Annotated in this window: 15 protein-coding genes; 10 read left to right on the plus strand and 5 right to left on the minus strand. The window is 55.4% G+C overall.

Features of this window, described 5'->3' with window-relative positions:
- Positions 1–106: 106 nt before the first annotated feature.
- The 3 genes from pldB (at position 107) to DAI21_RS05410 (ending at position 2,907) form a co-directional block, all read left to right on the plus strand.
- A complete protein-coding gene (pldB, locus tag DAI21_RS05400) occupies positions 107–1,099 on the plus strand; it encodes a lysophospholipase L2 (RefSeq protein WP_102105646.1) in 993 nt (330 codons plus the stop codon).
- Between the two features lie 25 nt (positions 1,100–1,124).
- Entirely contained in the window at positions 1,125–1,925 is an 801-nt protein-coding gene (gene yigL / locus DAI21_RS05405) for a sugar/pyridoxal phosphate phosphatase YigL (protein ID WP_100778451.1), read from the plus strand.
- Positions 1,926–2,007: 82 nt separating this feature from the next.
- Positions 2,008–2,907, plus strand: coding sequence for a carboxylate/amino acid/amine transporter (locus DAI21_RS05410; RefSeq protein ID WP_107702643.1), 900 nt, complete (start codon positions 2,008–2,010; stop codon positions 2,905–2,907).
- Here the strand turns inward: DAI21_RS05410 and metR are convergent.
- The gene (gene metR, locus DAI21_RS05415; RefSeq protein ID WP_107702644.1) at positions 2,795–3,748 is read right to left on the minus strand and encodes an HTH-type transcriptional regulator MetR; all 954 of its coding nucleotides are present in this window, start codon (positions 3,746–3,748) and stop codon (positions 2,795–2,797) included. The genes DAI21_RS05410 and metR overlap by 113 nt on opposite strands.
- A 115-nt stretch (positions 3,749–3,863) precedes the next feature.
- Here metR and metE point away from each other — a divergent pair, with 115 nt between their 5' ends.
- The gene (metE, locus tag DAI21_RS05420; protein WP_107702645.1) at positions 3,864–6,125 is read left to right on the plus strand and encodes a 5-methyltetrahydropteroyltriglutamate--homocysteine S-methyltransferase; all 2,262 of its coding nucleotides are present in this window, start codon (positions 3,864–3,866) and stop codon (positions 6,123–6,125) included.
- A 27-nt stretch (positions 6,126–6,152) separates the two neighbouring features.
- On the opposite strand, the gene DAI21_RS05425 is transcribed toward metE, so the two are convergent.
- From DAI21_RS05425 to DAI21_RS05440, 4 genes are all read right to left on the minus strand, one after another.
- Positions 6,153–6,989 carry a PRD domain-containing protein gene (locus DAI21_RS05425; RefSeq protein ID WP_107702646.1) on the minus strand — a complete coding sequence of 279 codons (837 nt, stop codon included), beginning with the start codon at positions 6,987–6,989 and terminating at the stop codon, positions 6,153–6,155.
- A gap of 23 nt (positions 6,990–7,012) precedes the next feature.
- Positions 7,013–8,467 carry a glycoside hydrolase family 1 protein gene (locus tag DAI21_RS05430; protein WP_107702647.1) on the minus strand — a complete coding sequence of 485 codons (1,455 nt, stop codon included), beginning with the start codon at positions 8,465–8,467 and terminating at the stop codon, positions 7,013–7,015.
- Between the two features lie 7 nt (positions 8,468–8,474).
- Positions 8,475–10,286, minus strand: coding sequence for a beta-glucoside-specific PTS transporter subunit IIABC (locus tag DAI21_RS05435; RefSeq protein WP_107702648.1), 1,812 nt, complete (start codon positions 10,284–10,286; stop codon positions 8,475–8,477).
- 177 nt (positions 10,287–10,463) lie between these two features.
- Positions 10,464–11,270, minus strand: coding sequence for a dienelactone hydrolase family protein (locus tag DAI21_RS05440; protein ID WP_107702649.1), 807 nt, complete (start codon positions 11,268–11,270; stop codon positions 10,464–10,466).
- A 251-nt stretch (positions 11,271–11,521) separates the two neighbouring features.
- Between DAI21_RS05440 and udp the strand changes: the two genes are divergently transcribed.
- The 6 genes from udp (at position 11,522) to tatA (ending at position 17,287) form a co-directional block, all read left to right on the plus strand.
- Positions 11,522–12,283, plus strand: a complete 762-nt coding sequence (udp, locus tag DAI21_RS05445) for a uridine phosphorylase (RefSeq protein WP_095283865.1) — start codon at positions 11,522–11,524, stop codon at positions 12,281–12,283.
- Positions 12,284–12,423: 140 nt separating this feature from the next.
- Positions 12,424–13,881, plus strand: a complete 1,458-nt coding sequence (gene rmuC / locus DAI21_RS05450) for a DNA recombination protein RmuC (RefSeq protein WP_107702650.1) — start codon at positions 12,424–12,426, stop codon at positions 13,879–13,881.
- Between the two features lie 66 nt (positions 13,882–13,947).
- On the plus strand, positions 13,948–14,703 hold the full coding sequence (gene ubiE / locus DAI21_RS05455; protein WP_100778460.1) for a bifunctional demethylmenaquinone methyltransferase/2-methoxy-6-polyprenyl-1,4-benzoquinol methylase UbiE: 756 nt from the start codon (positions 13,948–13,950) through the stop codon (positions 14,701–14,703).
- 13 nt (positions 14,704–14,716) lie between these two features.
- Complete coding sequence (gene ubiJ / locus DAI21_RS05460) at positions 14,717–15,322, plus strand: ubiquinone biosynthesis protein UbiJ (RefSeq protein WP_100778461.1); 606 nt, start codon at positions 14,717–14,719, stop codon at positions 15,320–15,322.
- On the plus strand, positions 15,319–16,959 hold the full coding sequence (ubiB, locus tag DAI21_RS05465) for a ubiquinone biosynthesis regulatory protein kinase UbiB (protein WP_107702651.1): 1,641 nt from the start codon (positions 15,319–15,321) through the stop codon (positions 16,957–16,959). Before ubiJ ends, ubiB begins: the two co-directional genes overlap by 4 nt.
- A 73-nt stretch (positions 16,960–17,032) precedes the next feature.
- On the plus strand, positions 17,033–17,287 hold the full coding sequence (gene tatA, locus DAI21_RS05470) for a Sec-independent protein translocase subunit TatA (RefSeq protein ID WP_100778463.1): 255 nt from the start codon (positions 17,033–17,035) through the stop codon (positions 17,285–17,287).
- Positions 17,288–17,289: the final 2 nt, after the last annotated feature.

Below are 17,289 nucleotides of genomic sequence, written 5' to 3' on the forward strand. Positions count from 1 at the left end.
AAACTCCCGAATCGTCTATTTTTATGCCACAATACGCTATTGTCGCGTCATTGTGTGACGCAACCAGAAAAAACGATATTCCTTGGCTTACAGGGGTGGAAACCCGATGTTTCAGCAGAAAAAGGACTGGGAAACACGCGAGAACGCATTTGCTGCTTTCTCCATGGGGCCGCTGACCGATTTCTGGCGTCAGCGCGAAGAAGCCGAAATCACAGGCGTGGACAATGTTCCGGTGCGCTTTGTTCGTTTTCGGAATGTCAAAAATGACCGCGTGATCGTGGTTTGCCCCGGTCGTATCGAAAGTTACGTTAAATACGCTGAACTGGCCTACGACCTTTTCCATCTTGGGTTTGATGTACTGATTATCGACCATCGTGGGCAAGGGCGCTCCGGTCGGTTGTTATCCGACTCGCACCGCGGGCATGTGGTGAATTTCAGCGATTATGTCGACGATCTCGCCGCGTTCTGGGAGCAGGAAGTACAGCCTGGGCCGTGGCGCAAGCGCTATATCCTGGCACACTCCATGGGCGGGGCGATTGCGACGCTCTTTTTACAGCGTCATCCGCATCAGTGCGATGCCATCGCGCTCACCGCACCGATGTTTGGCATCGTGATGCGCTTTCCGGACTGGATGGTGCGCCATATTCTCGACTGGGCTGAGGGCCATCAGCGCATTCGTGAAGGCTACGCGATCGGGACCGGTCGCTGGCGCGCCCTGCCGTTTGCCGTGAACGTGCTAACGCACAGCCGCCAGCGTTATCGGCGTAACCTGCGTTTCTACGCCGATGAGCCGCGCCTGCGCGTCGGTGGGCCAACGTACCACTGGGTGCGTGAGGGTATCCGCGCGGGGGAGTCTGCGCTGGCCGGTGCGGGTAAAGATGCCACGCCAACGTTACTGATTCAGGCGGAAGAAGAGCGTGTGGTGGATAACCGCATGCACGACCGTTTTTGCGAATTGCGCGCCGCCGCCGGGCACCCCTGTGAAGGGGAGAAACCGTTGGTCATAAAGGGCGCGTACCATGAGATCCTTTTTGAAAAGGACACCATGCGCTCAGTCGCGCTCAACGCTATCGTCGAGTTTTTCGACAGGCATAACTGATTTCCTATTGAGGTTAAATTTTCCTATGTACCAGGTTGTCGCATCTGATTTAGATGGCACGCTGCTTTCTCCCGACCACACCCTGTCGCCTTACGCGAAAGAAACCTTAAAACTCCTGACAGCCCGTGGCGTGAACTTCGTCTTCGCAACAGGCCGCCACCACGTGGATGTGGGGCAGATCCGCGATAATCTGGACATCAAAGCGTACATGATCACCTCTAACGGTGCTCGCGTACACGACACCGACGGCAATCTGATCTTCACCCATAACCTCGATCGCGATATCGCCGCCGACCTGTTTGGCGTGGTGCATAGCAACCCGTCAATCGTCACCAATGTTTACCGCAACGACGACTGGTTTATGAACCGTCATCGTCCGGATGAAATGCGTTTCTTTAAGGAAGCGGTTTTCAACTACACCCTGTACGAGCCGGGTCTGCTGGAGCCTGAAGGGATCAGTAAAGTGTTCTTCACCTGCGAAAGCCACGAAGAGCTGCTGCCGCTGGAGCAGGCCATTAACGCGCGCTGGGGCGACCGGGTGAACGTCAGCTTCTCAACGTTGACCTGTCTGGAAGTGATGGCGGGCGGCGTATCGAAAGGTCACGCCCTGGAAGCGGTGGCAAAACGCATGGGCTACGAGCTGAAAGATTGCATCGCCTTTGGCGATGGCATGAACGACGCTGAAATGCTGTCGATGGCCGGGAAAGGCTGCATTATGGAAAACGCGCACCAGCGTCTGAAAGATCTGCACCCGGAGCTGGAGGTGATTGGCACCAACACCGATAACGCCGTGCCGAACTATCTGCGCAAACTGTTCCTTGAATAATCTTCATTTGATTATTTATTGCTCAGTTGTCAACTGAAGAGTTCGCTACAATGCTCGTCCTTCTTTCTGAGAGACATGCATTGTGGCGCTACTCATTATCACCACTATCCTGTGGGCCTTCTCGTTCAGCCTGATCGGTGAATATCTTGCCGTACACGTCGACAGCTACTTCTCTGTGCTGATGCGCGTTGGGCTGGCTGCGCTGGTGTTCCTGCCGTTCCTGCGCCTGCGCGGACAGACGATCAAAACCATTCTGCTGTACATGCTGGTGGGCGCAATGCAGCTCGGCATCATGTATCTGTTCAGTTTCCGCGCCTATGTCTATCTGTCGGTATCGGAATTCCTGCTGTTCACGGTACTGACGCCGCTCTACATCACGCTGATTTATGACCTGCTGAGCAAACGCCGTCTGCGCTGGGGCTACGTCCTGAGCGCGCTGCTGGCGGTGGCCGGTGCGGCGATTATTCGCTACGACAAAGTGAGCGATCACTTCTGGACCGGGCTGATGTTTGTCCAGCTCGCGAACATCAGCTTTGCGATTGGCATGGTGGGTTACAAACGCCTGATGGAGATCCACCCGATGCCGCAGCACAACGCGTTCGCCTGGTTTTATGTGGGGGCGTTCATCGTGGCGGTGGTGGCGTGGTTTATGCTGGGCAATCCGCAAAAATTGCCAACCACCACACTGCAATGGAGCGTGCTGATCTGGCTTGGGGTGGTCGCTTCAGGACTGGGCTACTTTATGTGGAACTATGGAGCTACGCAGGTGGATGCCGGAACGCTGGGCATCATGAACAACGTTCACGTGCCTGCGGGGCTGCTGGTGAACCTGGCAATCTGGCAGGAACAACCCCACTGGCCGAGCTTTATTATTGGGGGAACGGTGATTCTGGCTTCCCTGTGGGTACATCGCCATTGGGTCGCTCCGCGCTCCGAACAAATGGCAGATGGTCGCAAGCGTGATTCCGCGCTGAGCGAATAAACGCCTCCGTGACCGGCTGACGCTGCTCGCCATCGCGCACGGCAGCGTACAGTCGGCTCCACAATCCCTCGCCCAGGGTTTTGGTTACTACCAGGCCCTGACGTTCAAAGCTCTCCACCACCCAGTGCGGCAGCGCCGCGATCCCCATTTTAGCCGCCACCATCTGAATCAGCAGCAGGGTGTTATCAACACTTTTCAGGTTCGGGCTGATGCCTGCCGGTTGCAGGAAATGGCGCCAGATATCCAGACGACTGCGCTGCACCGGATAGATCATCAACGTTTCAGTCGCCAGATCTTCCGGCGTGACGCGCGTTTTCACCGCCAGCGGATGGTCAGGCGCCAGCACCAGGCGCACTTCATAATCAAACATCGGCGAATAGTGCAGACCGCTGCGCGGCAGAATATCGGAGGTCAGCACCAGATCCAGCTCGCCCTGCTGGAGAGACGGCTGCGGGTCAAAGGTCACGCCCGATTTAAAGTCCATCTCTACCTGCGGCCAGTTCTGACGGAAATTCTCAAGCGCGGGCGTCAGCCACTGAATACAGCTATGACATTCAATTGCGATGCGCAGCCGTGTCTGCTGCGGCTCATTGCAGGATTGCAGGGCGCTGGCGATTTGCGGCAGCACCTGATTCGCCAGCTGCAGCAAAATCTCGCCCTGCGGCGTAAAGCGCAGCGGCTGGCTCTTACGCACGAACAGACGAAAGCCAAGGCGTTGTTCCAGATCGCTGAACTGGTGGGACAGGGCGGATTGTGTTTGATGCAGCGTGGCCGCAGCCGCTGCGAGCGAACCGCAGTTCCGCAACGCTTGTAGCGTTTTCAGGTGTTTTATCTCGATCATGAAAGTCCTTCACTTCGCCATGAACAATTTGCGCTTGTGGATCATACAGTACATTCACATTATGGATGTGTAAACATCTGGATGGCTAAATAACGAATTCATAAGAGGCAGCGACATGACAATTATTAACCACACCCTCGGTTTTCCTCGCGTTGGCCTTCGCCGCGAGCTGAAAAAAGCACAAGAGAGTTACTGGGCGGGCAACGCCACCCGTGAAGAGCTGCTGACGGTTGGACGCGAGCTGCGTGCGCGTCACTGGGATCAGCAAAAACAGGCAGGCGTGGATCTGCTGCCGGTGGGCGATTTTGCCTGGTACGACCATGTTCTGACCACCAGCCTGCTGCTCGGCAATGTGCCGGCTCGTCATCAGAACAACGATGGATCGGTAGATATCGACACCCTGTTCCGCCTGGGGCGTGGCCGCGCACCGACCGGCGAGCCAGCGGCAGCCGCAGAAATGACCAAATGGTTTAACACCAACTATCACTACATGGTGCCGGAGTTTGTGAAAGGCCAGCAGTTCAAACTGACCTGGACGCAAATCCTGGATGAAGTGGACGAAGCGCTGGCGCTGGGCCACAAAATCAAACCTGTACTGCTCGGCCCGGTAACCTACTTGTGGCTGGGCAAAGTGAAAGGCGAGCAGTTTGACCGCCTGAGCTTGCTGAAAGACATCCTGCCGGTGTACCAGCAGGTGCTGGCTGAGCTGGCAAAACGCGGCATCGAGTGGGTACAAATCGACGAACCGGCGCTGGTGCTGGAGCTGCCGCAGGCGTGGCTGGATGCCTTCAAACCGGCTTACGACGCTCTCTCCGGGCAGGTTAAACTGCTGCTGACCACCTATTTCGAAGGGGTCACGCCGAACCTCGACACCATCACCGCGCTGCCGGTGCAGGGCCTGCACGTTGACCTGGTTCACGGCAAAGATGACGTGGCAGAGCTGCACAAACGGCTGCCGTCTGACTGGCTGCTCTCTGCCGGTCTGGTCAACGGACGTAACGTCTGGCGCGCCGATTTGACCGAGAAATACGCGCAGATCAAAGACATTGTCGGCAAACGTGATCTGTGGGTAGCCTCGTCTTGCTCCCTGCTGCACAGCCCGATCGATTTAAGCGTGGAAACGCGTCTGGATGCGGAAGTGAAAAGCTGGTTTGCCTTCGCCCTGCAAAAATGTGAAGAGTTGGCCCTGCTGCGCGATGCGCTGAACAGCGGCGACACGGCTGCGATTACCGAATGGAGTGCACCGATTCAGGCACGCCGTCACTCGACTCGTGTTCACAATGCGGCGGTGGAAAAACGTCTGGCGGCGATCACCGCAAAAGACAGCCAGCGTGAAAATGCCTATGAAGTTCGTGCTGAAGCCCAGCGCGCGCGCTTTAATCTGCCGGCCTGGCCAACCACCACTATTGGCTCATTCCCGCAGACCACTGAAATTCGCGGCCTGCGTCTGGACTTCAAAAAAGGCAATCTCGACGCCAATAACTACCGCACAGGCATCGCTGAACACATCAAACAGGCGATTATTGAGCAGGAACGTCTGGGTCTGGACGTGCTGGTTCACGGCGAAGCCGAGCGTAACGACATGGTGGAATATTTCGGTGAGCATCTGGACGGTTTCGTCTTTACCCAGAACGGCTGGGTGCAGAGCTACGGTTCACGCTGCGTGAAACCCCCGGTGGTGATTGGCGACGTGAGCCGCCCGGAAGCGATTACCGTCGAATGGGCGAAGTACGCCCAGTCTCTGACCGACAAACCGGTCAAAGGCATGCTGACCGGTCCGGTGACTATTCTGTGCTGGTCCTTCCCGCGCGAAGACGTGACCCGCGAAACCATCGCCAAACAGATTGCGCTGGCGCTGCGTGATGAAGTAGCGGATCTGGAAGCGGCAGGCATTGGCATCATCCAGATTGACGAACCGGCACTGCGCGAAGGTCTGCCGCTGCGTCGCAGCGACTGGGCGGCGTATCTGGAGTGGGGCGTGGAAGCGTTCCGCATCAATGCCGCCGTGGCAAAGGACGACACGCAGATCCACACCCACATGTGTTACTGCGAATTTAACGACATCATGGACTCTATCGCCGCGCTGGATGCGGATGTGATCACCATCGAAACGTCGCGTTCCGATATGGAGTTGCTGGAGTCGTTTGAAGAGTTCGACTACCCAAACGAAATCGGGCCGGGCGTGTATGACATTCACTCCCCGAACGTACCCAGCGTGGAGTGGATTGAAGCCCTGCTGCAGAAAGCGGCTCAGCGTATTCCGGCTGAGCGTCTGTGGGTCAACCCGGACTGCGGCCTGAAAACCCGCGGCTGGCCAGAAACCCGTGCCGCACTGGCGAACATGGTGAAAGCCGCGCAGAACCTGCGTCAGGCGTAATGCGATATGGCCGGGCGATTGCCCGGCCTAGGTATGACCGTCCATTAACCGGCTGATGTGAATGCTCAGCCACGTCAGCTCATCTTTCGGCAGCGTTAGCTGATACTTCTCCTGCACGTAATCGCGAATCACCCACGCGACGGTCATTGCGTCCGGACGATGGCGCATCAGCTCCTGATAAAAATCCTCGGTCTCACTGACCACCACGCTTCCACTTAACACGCGTTCCGCGAAATAGCGCAGATGGGTGATAAACCGCCGGTAATTCACCGACTCCGTATCGATCGCTTTGCTCAGCTTGTAGCGCACAATCTCGGCGATGCGATTCACCAGTTCGACCTGCTGATGCGCGGAGCTGTTGTCATCCTGGCTGCTGGCGTTAATCAGATGGAACGCAATATTGACCGCTTCTTCTTCCGGTAACTCTACGTAAAAGCGTTCATTCACGTTGTCTCGCGCCTGCATTCCGACGCGGTATTCTTGCGGGTAATAGCGCTTCACTTCCCAGCTCAACTTATTCAGGATCAACTGCCCGTTACGGCTACGCTCCACCGCAAAATGCAGATGTTCGGCGAGCGTAAACAGCAGCACGGAGTTTAGCTTTTCGCCGCACAGGCTGCGGGCGAGCGTGAGAATCTCATGGCTGACGTCAAAGTACGCCGCAGGAATGGTATCCGTCAGGGATAAAAAATGGCGGGATTTCAGATCGCTAAGCGGCAGAAAGACTTTCTCCACCTGCGCCAGGTCGATATGCGTACCGGGTTTGGCTCCGAAACCTATCCCTTTACCAAACAGGATCATCTCCCGCTGGTCGTGGTCGACCAGCAGCATACTGTTATTGAGCGATTTTTTTATCGTTATCACGGTTATTCCTGCGGCCTGGCCGTTTAGCTCATGTCAGCGCCATTGCTGGCAATCACTCTTTGGTACCACCAGAACGACTCTTTTTTCACGCGTTCCAGCGTGCCGTTACCTTCGTCATCCTGGTCGACATAAATAAAGCCGTAGCGTTTGGACATCTGCGATGTGCCCGCGCTGATAATGTCGATACAACCCCAGGTGGTGAATCCCATCACATCTACCCCTTCGTTGATAGCTGCCAATGTTTGTTCGAAGTGGGCGCGGAAATAGTCGATACGATAGCTGTCGTGGATCTTCCCTTCCTCGACGGTATCTTTTGCCCCTAGGCCATTTTCGACAATAAACAGCGGCTTTTGGTAACGGTCGTACAGTTCGAGCAGGGAGATTTTCAACCCGACGGGATCAATCTGCCAGCCCCACTCGGATGCAGGCAAGTACGGGTTTTTTACCCCCAGAATCGTGTTACCCGCGGTGCGCTCGACATCAGCCTGCGTCGATTCGGTGAGGGACATGTAATAGCTGAAGGAGACAAAATCGACGGTGTGATCTTTCAAAATACGATGATCGTCTTCCTGCATCTCAATCTGAATATCACGGCTGGCGAGATCGCGCAGGATCAGCGGCGGATATTCACCAAAGACCTGCACATCGGCGTAAAAGTAGTTTTCGAGATTTTTTTTCAGCGTGGCCTCTACGTCCTGCGGGCGACAGCTGTGAGGATAGGTGGTGAGCTTCGTCAGCATGCACCCGACCTGGCTGCCGGGAATTTTGGCGTGGCAGTCGCGGGTCACCAGCGCAGAGGCCACGAACTGGTGGTGCAGCCCCTGGTAAATGTCCTGCTGCGCTTTTCCTGGCGCGCTTTTCTCTTCGCGAATCCCGGCGGTGGTAAACGGATGGCGATGAATGCTGTCGATTTCGTTAAAGGTGAGCCAGTAGCGCACCAGATCTTTGTAGCGATCAAAGCAGACATTACTGAACCGCACGAAAGCATCCACCACGTTACGATGTACCCAGCCGTTGTACTTCTCGCTCAGGGCCAGCGGCATTTCATAATGTGAGAGCGTGACGAGCGGTTCAATATTATGGCGGCGCAGCTCGCGGAACATCTCCTCGTAAAACTGCAGGCCCGCTTCATTAGGGGCCGCGTCCTCGCCTGTCGGGAAGATACGCGACCAGGCAATGGACACGCGCAGAACCTTAAAGCCCATCTCGGCAAACAGGGCGATATCGTCTTTATAGCGGTGATAAAAATCAATGCCGCGACGCTTGGGATAAAGCGCGTCGTTGCGCCCTTCAAACGCATCGCGGATATTTTCATCCGTCAGCGCCATATGACCGTCATAATCCTTCAGCGACAGGTTCGGCTTCCAGGTGATGGCGTCAGCGACGGACGGCCCTTTGCCATCAACGTTCCATGCTCCTTCAGCCTGATTAGCGGCAATCGCGCCGCCCCATAAAAAACCTTGCGGAAACGGGGGGATTTATCCATTACACGGACTCCTTTAGCGTCATGATGATGTGAGGATGAGTGTCTTTGTCGTGGTTACTGCCTGGTGTCAGCGAGAATCGTTCGCCATTTGTGACGATCATGACCACAACCGGATCCAGCCCGGCGGCGGTGATGATGTCGAGAGAAAACTCAATCAGTGTGTCGCCGCTTTTCACGTGCTGGCCTTCTTTCACCAGCGGGTGGAATCCATTGCCTTGCAGCCTGATGGTGTCGATGCCGATGTGGAAAATCAGCTCAACCCCTGCATCCGTTAAGAGGCTTAGGGCATGACCGCTTTCAAAGACGTTAACGACCGTGCCGTCGGCGGGAGCACGCAGGACGCCCTGCGAAGGGACAATGGCTACGCCATCGCCCATGATTTTGCGCGAAAAAACGTCGTCGTTAACATTTTCCAGCGGGATAATTTGCCCCTCTACGGGACGGATAAAGTGCAGTTCATCGGCCTGTTCCGGGGCTTTATCGCGCCATAACAGCAGAGCACTCAGAAAGGCGATGACAAAAGATAAACCGGCACCCGCAAAGGCCCAGACGATGTTCATTGGGTTATCGGGCGAGACGAACATGGAGATGCTGGCAAGGCCAGGCCCTACCAGCGCAAAGGCTTCGATGGCCATCCAGCCAATAAATGCGCCGCCAACCAGGCTACCCGCAAGCACGCTATACAGTGCTTTTTTATTGAGAAGCGTGACGCCATACAGGGCGGGTTCGGTAATACCAAACAGCGCGGAAATTCCTGCGGAGAAGGCGGTGGATTTCAGTACCTTATCTTTGCTCCGGAGTGCAATGGCCAGACAGGCGCCAGATTCAGCGATGTTGTGTGCCAGCGACGCAGGCAGATAGAGCATTTCACGCCCGAACTGGCTCATCGAGGCGACGGCATAAGGCAGCATCGGCTTATGCATTCCGGCTGCGACCATAAACGGCAGCGCTGCCGCGAGTAACCCGGTCGCCACAAATCCCAGCTTGCCATAGAGCCATAAGATCACCGTGGCCAGGCCCGCGCCAAGCTCATAGCCCAATGGTCCCAGGATCAGCAACGTCACTGGCACCGTGACCAGCAGAGAGAGCATCGGCGAGAGAAAAATACGCAGTGCGCCGGGAGAGTAACGATTGAACAACTTCTCGGTCTGAGCGTAAAACAGCACGCACAGAATGGCCGGGAAGACCTGCGAGGCATAGGCGACATTGCGCAGATCAAACGACATAAACTCTGCGCCATCAGCCAGTTGCTTCGTCATTGCCGGTAACACCATTACCGCCACGGCGGAGACGGCAACCAGCACGTTCACTTTGAGCTTTGTCGCAGTGGTTATCGCCACCAGAATCGGCAGGAAATAGAGTGGGGCCGAGCCGATATTATCCAGCACTTTGTAAGTGGAACTGTCGCGGCTGAGCCAGCCAAGTACATCCAGCAACAGCAGCAGCGATTTCAGTACGCCGCCGCCCGCAATGGCCGGGACCAGCGGCTGAAAGACGCTGATCACAAAGTCGACGATTTGCGCGCCACGATGCGGTTTGACCGTCTGAGCTGACGCATTTGCCTGAGGTGTGCCGATGAGGGAGCGCGCCGCTTCGTAAACCTGCACCACTTCATGACCGATAATGACCTGGCACTGCACGTTGACGCGCACGCCGAGCACGCCATCAATTTTCGCCAGTTCGCGCTCGTTCACTTTCCCGTTATCGTAAAGGCTCAGCCGTAAGCGGGTGGAGCAGTGCTCGAGATGTTCGATGTTTTCAGCGCCGCCCACCTGGGCGATGATATCCAGTGCTGTCTGCAAGTGATTCATGTCTGGCCCCTGTCTCCAGAGCAAAAAAAGACCTGAAGCCCATTTCCCCCGAAAGAGAGAGATGGGCTTCAGGTCTTGCCTACGGATCGTAGTTACACGCCTGTGCTTTTTATATCGTCGAAATTCTGTTTAAAAGTCAAACAACGGCTGCGGTTGTTGCGTCAATGTGTGAGCAACTTAACCCTTTTTCGCCCCATACTGCCTGAACCAGGCCAGCATACGTTGCCAGCCATCTTTGGCGGATTCTTCGTGATAACTCGGGCGATAGTCGGCGTTAAAGGCATGTCCCGCGTCGGGATAGACCACGATATCGGCTTTGGCATTGGCGGCACGCAGCGCCTGGCGCATGGTGTCCACACTCTCAAGCGAAATCCCGGTGTCTTGGCCGCCGTACAGCCCTAAAATCGGCGCGTTAAGATCGGTCGCGATATCCACCGGATGTTTCGGTGAATTCAGCGTTTTCTCACCGACCAGTTTGCCATACCACGCCACGGCGGCTTTCAGCTGCGGATTGTGCGCAGCATACAGCCAGCTGATGCGCCCACCCCAGCAAAAACCGGTGACCAGCAGACGGTGCGGATCACCGCCGTTGCGCGCGGCCCAGCTGGCGACGTGGTCCAGATCGGCAAGCACCTGCGCATCCGGCACTTTGCTGACCAGATTGCTGAAAAGCGTCGGGATATCGCTGTAATCATTCGGATCGCCCTGGCGGAAATAAAGCTCCGGCGCAACGGCCAGATAGCCTTCCAGCGCCAGACGGCGGCAAATATCGCGAATATGTTCGTGAACGCCAAAAATCTCCTGTATCACAATCACGATCGGCAACGGACCGTCGGCCTCTTTCGGGCGCGCGTGATAAGCAGGCATGTTTTCACCCTGCGAGGGGATCGAGGTTTCGCCTGCGGTAATGGCTTCTTCTGACGTGGAGACGATGGTCGCGGCGAGAGGGGCAGCAGCAGGTGCAAAATGGGTCTTTTGTGTCATGGTATTCTCCGTACCTGTAAGCGCAAAAGTAAATATAGACCTCAAGTTAACAACTCACAGTGCCCGAAACGGGCTATCTTTTGTGCAGCCCTGAACGATATAACTTGTTAATGTGATGTAAATCACTATTTTGTGGAAATTAACTGCAACCATTTTCATTCATGGTGAGGTGTGTCACGAAATTAAGCCTGGTGCTTCTGTAAAGTACCGTTTTACTTCTTCTGACACACCGACCCACAGAGGAGTCACCTATGTCTAAGTCTGATGTTTTTCATCTCGGCCTCACTAAAAACGATTTACAAGGGGCTACGCTGGCTATCGTCCCTGGCGATCCTGAGCGTGTGGAAAAGATCGCCGCGCTGATGGATAAGCCGGTTAAGCTGGCAGCGCATCGTGAATTCACCACCTGGCGTGCTGAGCTGGATGGCAAAGCGGTGATTGTGTGCTCGACCGGTATCGGCGGCCCGTCTACCTCTATTGCTGTGGAAGAGCTGGCGCAACTGGGCATTCGTACCTTCCTGCGTATCGGCACCACGGGTGCGATTCAGCCGCACATCAGCGTCGGTGACGTTCTGGTGACGACCGCGTCTGTGCGTCTGGACGGTGCTAGCCTGCACTTCGCACCAATGGAATTCCCGGCTGTTGCTGATTTCGAATGCACAACGGCGCTGGTTGAAGCGGCAAAATCTATCGGCGCAACCACGCACATTGGCGTGACCGCTTCCTCTGACACCTTCTACCCAGGCCAGGAGCGCTACGACACCTTCTCCGGTCGCGTGGTGAGCCGCTTTAAAGGTTCTATGGAAGAGTGGCAGTCGATGGGCGTCATGAACTACGAAATGGAATCGGCAACGCTTCTGACCATGTGCGCAAGCCAGGGTCTGCGTGCGGGTATGGTGGCGGGCGTAATCGTTAACCGTACTCAGCAAGAGATCCCGAACGCAGAAACCATGAAGCAAACCGAAAGCCACGCGGTGAAAATTGTGGTCGAAGCGGCTCGCCGCCTGATCTAATCGCACTTCAATCTGTACAAGGCCGACACGTTCGGCCTTTTCTTTTTTGCGTAACGCTTCGCAGGAAATTCCTTTCAAACTGGACGTTTATACAGCACAATTCTATTTTGTGCGGGTAATGGTTTGATGCAGGAGGCGTTGTGGATATCTCAATCATCGTTTATGCGGCGATAGCGCTGGCGGGGCTGGTCATTGGCTGGCTGATCTCCAGCTATCAACATGCTCAGCATAAAGCGGAACAACTGCTCGATCGTGAAGAGATCGTCGCTGAGTTGAGCGCTGCCAAACAGCAGCTGGCCCAGAGCAGCCACTGGCGCGATGAGTGCGAGTTGCTCAACAACGAACTGCGCAATCTGCGCGATATTAATACCTCCCTTGAAGCGGATCTCCGCGAAGTCACCACCCGCCTCGAATCCACCCAGCTGCATGCGGAAGATAAAATCCGCCAGATGATCAACAGCGAACAGCGCCTCAGCGAGCAGTTTGAAAACCTCGCCAATCGTATTTTTGAACAGAGCAATCGCCGCGTCGATGAACAAAACCGCCAGAGCCTGAATGGATTGCTGACGCCGCTGCGCGAACAGCTCGACGGCTTTCGCCGCCAGGTGCAGGACAGCTTTGGTCAGGAAGCCCGTGAACGTCATACGCTGGCGCACGAGATCCGTAATCTTCAGCAGTTAAATGCGCAAATGGCGCAAGAGGCGGTCAACCTGACGCGCGCCCTGAAAGGCGACAACAAAACCCAGGGCAACTGGGGAGAAGTGGTGCTAACCCGCGTGCTGGAGGCCTCTGGGCTGCGCGAAGGCTACGAATATGAAACGCAGGTCAGCATTGAGACCGATTCCCGCTCGCGGATGCAGCCTGATGTGATCGTGCGCCTGCCGCAGGGCAAAGACGTGGTGATTGACGCCAAAATGACGCTGGTGGCCTACGAGCGCTACTTCAATGCGGAAGACGATTTCACCCGCGAATCCGCGCTGCAGGAACACATCGCCTCCGTGCGCAATCACATTCGTCTGCTGGGCCGTAAGGATTATCAGCAGTTACCCGGCCTGCGGTCGCTGGACTATGTGTTGATGTTTATCCCGGTCGAACCGGCGTTCCTGCTGGCGCTCGACAGGCAGCCAGAGCTTATCACCGAAGCGCTGAAAAACAACATTATGCTGGTCAGCCCGACCACGCTCCTGGTGGCACTGCGCACCATTGCCAACCTGTGGCGCTACGAACATCAAAGCCGTAACGCGCAGCAGATTGCCGATCGCGCCAGCAAGCTGTATGACAAAATGCGCCTGTTTGTCGACGATATGTCTTCCGTGGGGCAAAGCCTGGATCGCGCGCAGGATAACTATCGACAGGCGATGAAAAAACTCTCCTCCGGGCGGGGTAATTTGCTGGCACAAGCCGAAGCGTTTCGCACGCTGGGCGTAGAAGTTAAGCGCGAGATTAATCCGGAACTGGCGGAGCAGGCAACGGCCCAGGATGAAGAGTATCGTCTGCGCGAAGGCGTGAATGAACGAAATATGAGCAGTGATGACAGTGAGTTAGTGGCACAAACCGCCCCTGAAACGCAGTCAGAACGATTCTTTCAGGGTGGTTGAATCGTAGGGCAAACGCGCCCAATCTGTTACACTTCATGCACATTTGACTGATTAGCAGGCACTGAGATGGTTGAAGATTCACAAGAAACAACGCACTTTGGCTTTCAGACTGTCGCCAAAGAGCAGAAAGCAGACATGGTGGCCCACGTATTCCATTCCGTGGCGGCAAAGTACGATGTCATGAATGACCTGATGTCATTCGGCATTCATCGCTTGTGGAAGCGTTTCACTATCGACTGTAGCGGTGTTCGCCGTGGTCAAACCGTTCTGGATTTAGCCGGCGGTACCGGTGATTTGACCGCAAAATTCTCCCGCATGGTCGGTGAAACGGGCCGCGTTGTACTGGCTGATATCAACGATTCCATGCTGAAAATGGGGCGCGAAAAACTGCGTAACATCGGTGTGGTCGGTAACGTTGAATATGTACAGGCTAACGCCGAAGCCCTGCCGTTCCCCGATAACACGTTCGACTGCATCACCATCTCTTTCGGTCTGCGTAACGTTACCGAAAAAGAAAAAGCGCTGCGTTCTATGTATCGCGTGCTGAAGCCGGGTGGACGTCTGCTGGTGCTGGAGTTCTCCAAACCAATTATTGAGCCGTTGAGCAAAGCGTACGACGCCTACTCGTTCCACATTTTGCCGCGTATTGGCGAATTAGTGGCAAAAGACGCAGAAAGCTATCGCTATCTGGCGGAGTCTATCCGTATGCACCCGGATCAGGACACCCTGAAAGCCATGATGCAGGATGCCGAGTTTGAAAACGTTGAGTATTTCAACCTGACGGCGGGTGTTGTTGCGCTGCATCGCGGCTACAAGTTCTGACTGGAGGCAACGTATGCCTTTTAAACCGTTAGTCACCGCAGGCATCGAGAATGTCCTGAATACCTTTTTGTATCGCTCGCCTGCGTTGAAAACGGCGCGCCAGCGGCTAAACGGCAAGGTACTTCGCGTGGTGCTAAAAGAGTTCTCGACGCCGCTGGTGCTGGTGTTCAGCGAACGCCAGCTGGATGTCGTGGGCGAGTGGGAAGGCGACGCCGATTGCTCTGTCATTACGCACATGAGCGTGCTGCCAAAACTGCGCGACCGTCAGCAACTCACGGCGCTAATCCGCAGCGGTGAGCTGGAAGTCGAAGGCGATATTCAGGTGGTGCAAAACTTTGTCGCACTGGCCGATCTGGCCGAGTTTGACCCGGCGGAGCTGCTGGCACCTTATACCGGTGACATCGTGGCCGAAGGCATCGGCAAGTTTCTGCGCGGCGGGTCGTCCTTTTTACGTAAAGGCGTGCAGCGCCAGCAACGCTACGTGGCTGAAGTGCTGACCGAAGAGTGGCGAATGGCGCCCGGTCCGCTTGAGATGGCGTGGTTTGCAGAAGAAACCGCCGCTGTCGAACGCGCGGTTGACGCGCTAACCCAACGGCTGGAAAAACTGGAGGGCAAATGACGCCTGGTGAAATTCGGCGCCTCTACTTTATCGTCCGCACCTTTTTGAGTTACGGGCTCGACGAGCTTATCCCCAAAATGCGTATTACGCTGCCGCTGCGATTCGGGCGGCGCATGTTGTTCTGGATGCCAAACCGTCATAAAGATCAGCCGCTCGGCGAGCGGTTGCGACTGGCGTTGCAGGAGCTCGGCCCGGTTTGGATTAAATTTGGGCAGATGCTCTCTACCCGCCGCGATCTCTTCCCACCGCAAATTGCCGATCAGCTGGCGTTGCTTCAGGACCGCGTTGCACCCTTCGACGGTGCGCGTGCCAAGCAGCAGATTGAAGAGGCGATGGGCGGCATTCCTGTTGAAACCTGGTTCGATGATTTTGAGATCACCCCGCTGGCCTCTGCCTCCATTGCGCAGGTGCATACTGCGCGCCTGAAAGAGAACGGCAAAGAGATCGTCATCAAGGTCATTCGCCCGGATATCCTGCCGATCATTAAAGCAGACATGAAGCTGATTTACCGTCTGGCCCGCTGGGTCCCGCGCCTGTTGCCGGATGGTCGTCGTCTGCGCCCAGTCGAAGTGGTGCGTGAGTACGAAAAAACGCTGATCGATGAACTGAATTTACTGCGCGAAGCGGCTAACGCCATTCAGCTGCGCCGTAACTTTGAAAACAGCCCGATGCTGTATGTGCCTGAGGTCTATTCGGACTACTGCAGTCAAAACATGATGGTGATGGAGCGCATCTACGGCATTCCCGTCTCGGATGTGGTGGCGCTGGAAAATCAGGGCACCAACATGAAACTGCTGGCGGAGCGCGGCGTGCAGGTCTTCTTCACTCAGGTATTCCGCGACAGCTTTTTCCACGCCGACATGCACCCAGGTAATATTTTTGTCAGCTACGAACATCCGGAAGATCCGAAATACATCGGCATCGACTGCGGTATTGTCGGCTCGTTGAACAAAGAAGATAAACGCTACCTGGCAGAAAACTTTATCGCCTTCTTTAATCGCGATTACCGTAAGGTGGCCGAGCTGCACGTGGATTCGGGCTGGGTTCCGCCGGATACCAACGTCGAAGAGTTCGAGTTTGCGATCCGCACCGTCTGCGAGCCGATTTTTGAGAAGCCGCTGTCAGAAATCTCATTTGGTCACGTTCTGCTGAATCTCTTTAACACCGCGCGACGCTTCAATATGGAAGTGCAACCGCAGTTAGTTTTACTTCAGAAAACACTACTTTACGTTGAGGGCGTAGGCCGCCAGCTCTATCCTCAGTTAGACTTATGGAAAACAGCGAAACCTTTCCTTGAGTCGTGGATTAAGGATCAGGTGGGCCTTCCTTCGCTGGTGCGTGCGTTTAAAGACAAAGCGCCGTTCTGGATCGAAAAAATGCCAGAGATCCCTGAACTGGTTTACGACACTTTGCGTCAGAGCAAGAACCTTCAGCACAGCATGGATAAAATCGCCATCGAGCTTCAGTCCAATCGCGTGCGTCAGGGGCAGTCTCGCTACCTCTTTGGCATTGGCGCTACCTTGTTGCTCAGCGGCACGCTGTTGCTGATCAACCGCCCGGACTGGGAGATGATGCCCGCCTGGGTGATGGCCGGAGGCCTTGTGGTCTGGCTGATCGGCTGGAGAAAAACGCGCTGAATTTGCGTCGCTATCGCCAGGTTGCATACGTATAATGCAACCTGATTAATTAATCATCTATCGAGGATGTAGTATGGGTGGTATCAGTATCTGGCAATTGTTAATCATTGCCGTCATCGTCGTGCTGCTGTTCGGCACCAAAAAGCTCGGTTCTATCGGTTCCGACCTTGGCGCGTCCATCAAAGGCTTCAAGAAAGCCATCAGCGATGATGAAGACAAGCAAGAAAAATCCAGCCAGGACGCGGATTTCACGGCTAAAACCATCGCAGACAAACAGGACGAAGCCAAAAAGGAAGACGCTAAACGCCACGATAAAGAGCAGGTGTAAGT

The organism is Lelliottia sp. WB101 (genome assembly GCF_003051885.1).
Taxonomy (GTDB): Bacteria; Pseudomonadota; Gammaproteobacteria; order Enterobacterales; family Enterobacteriaceae; genus Enterobacter; species Enterobacter nimipressuralis.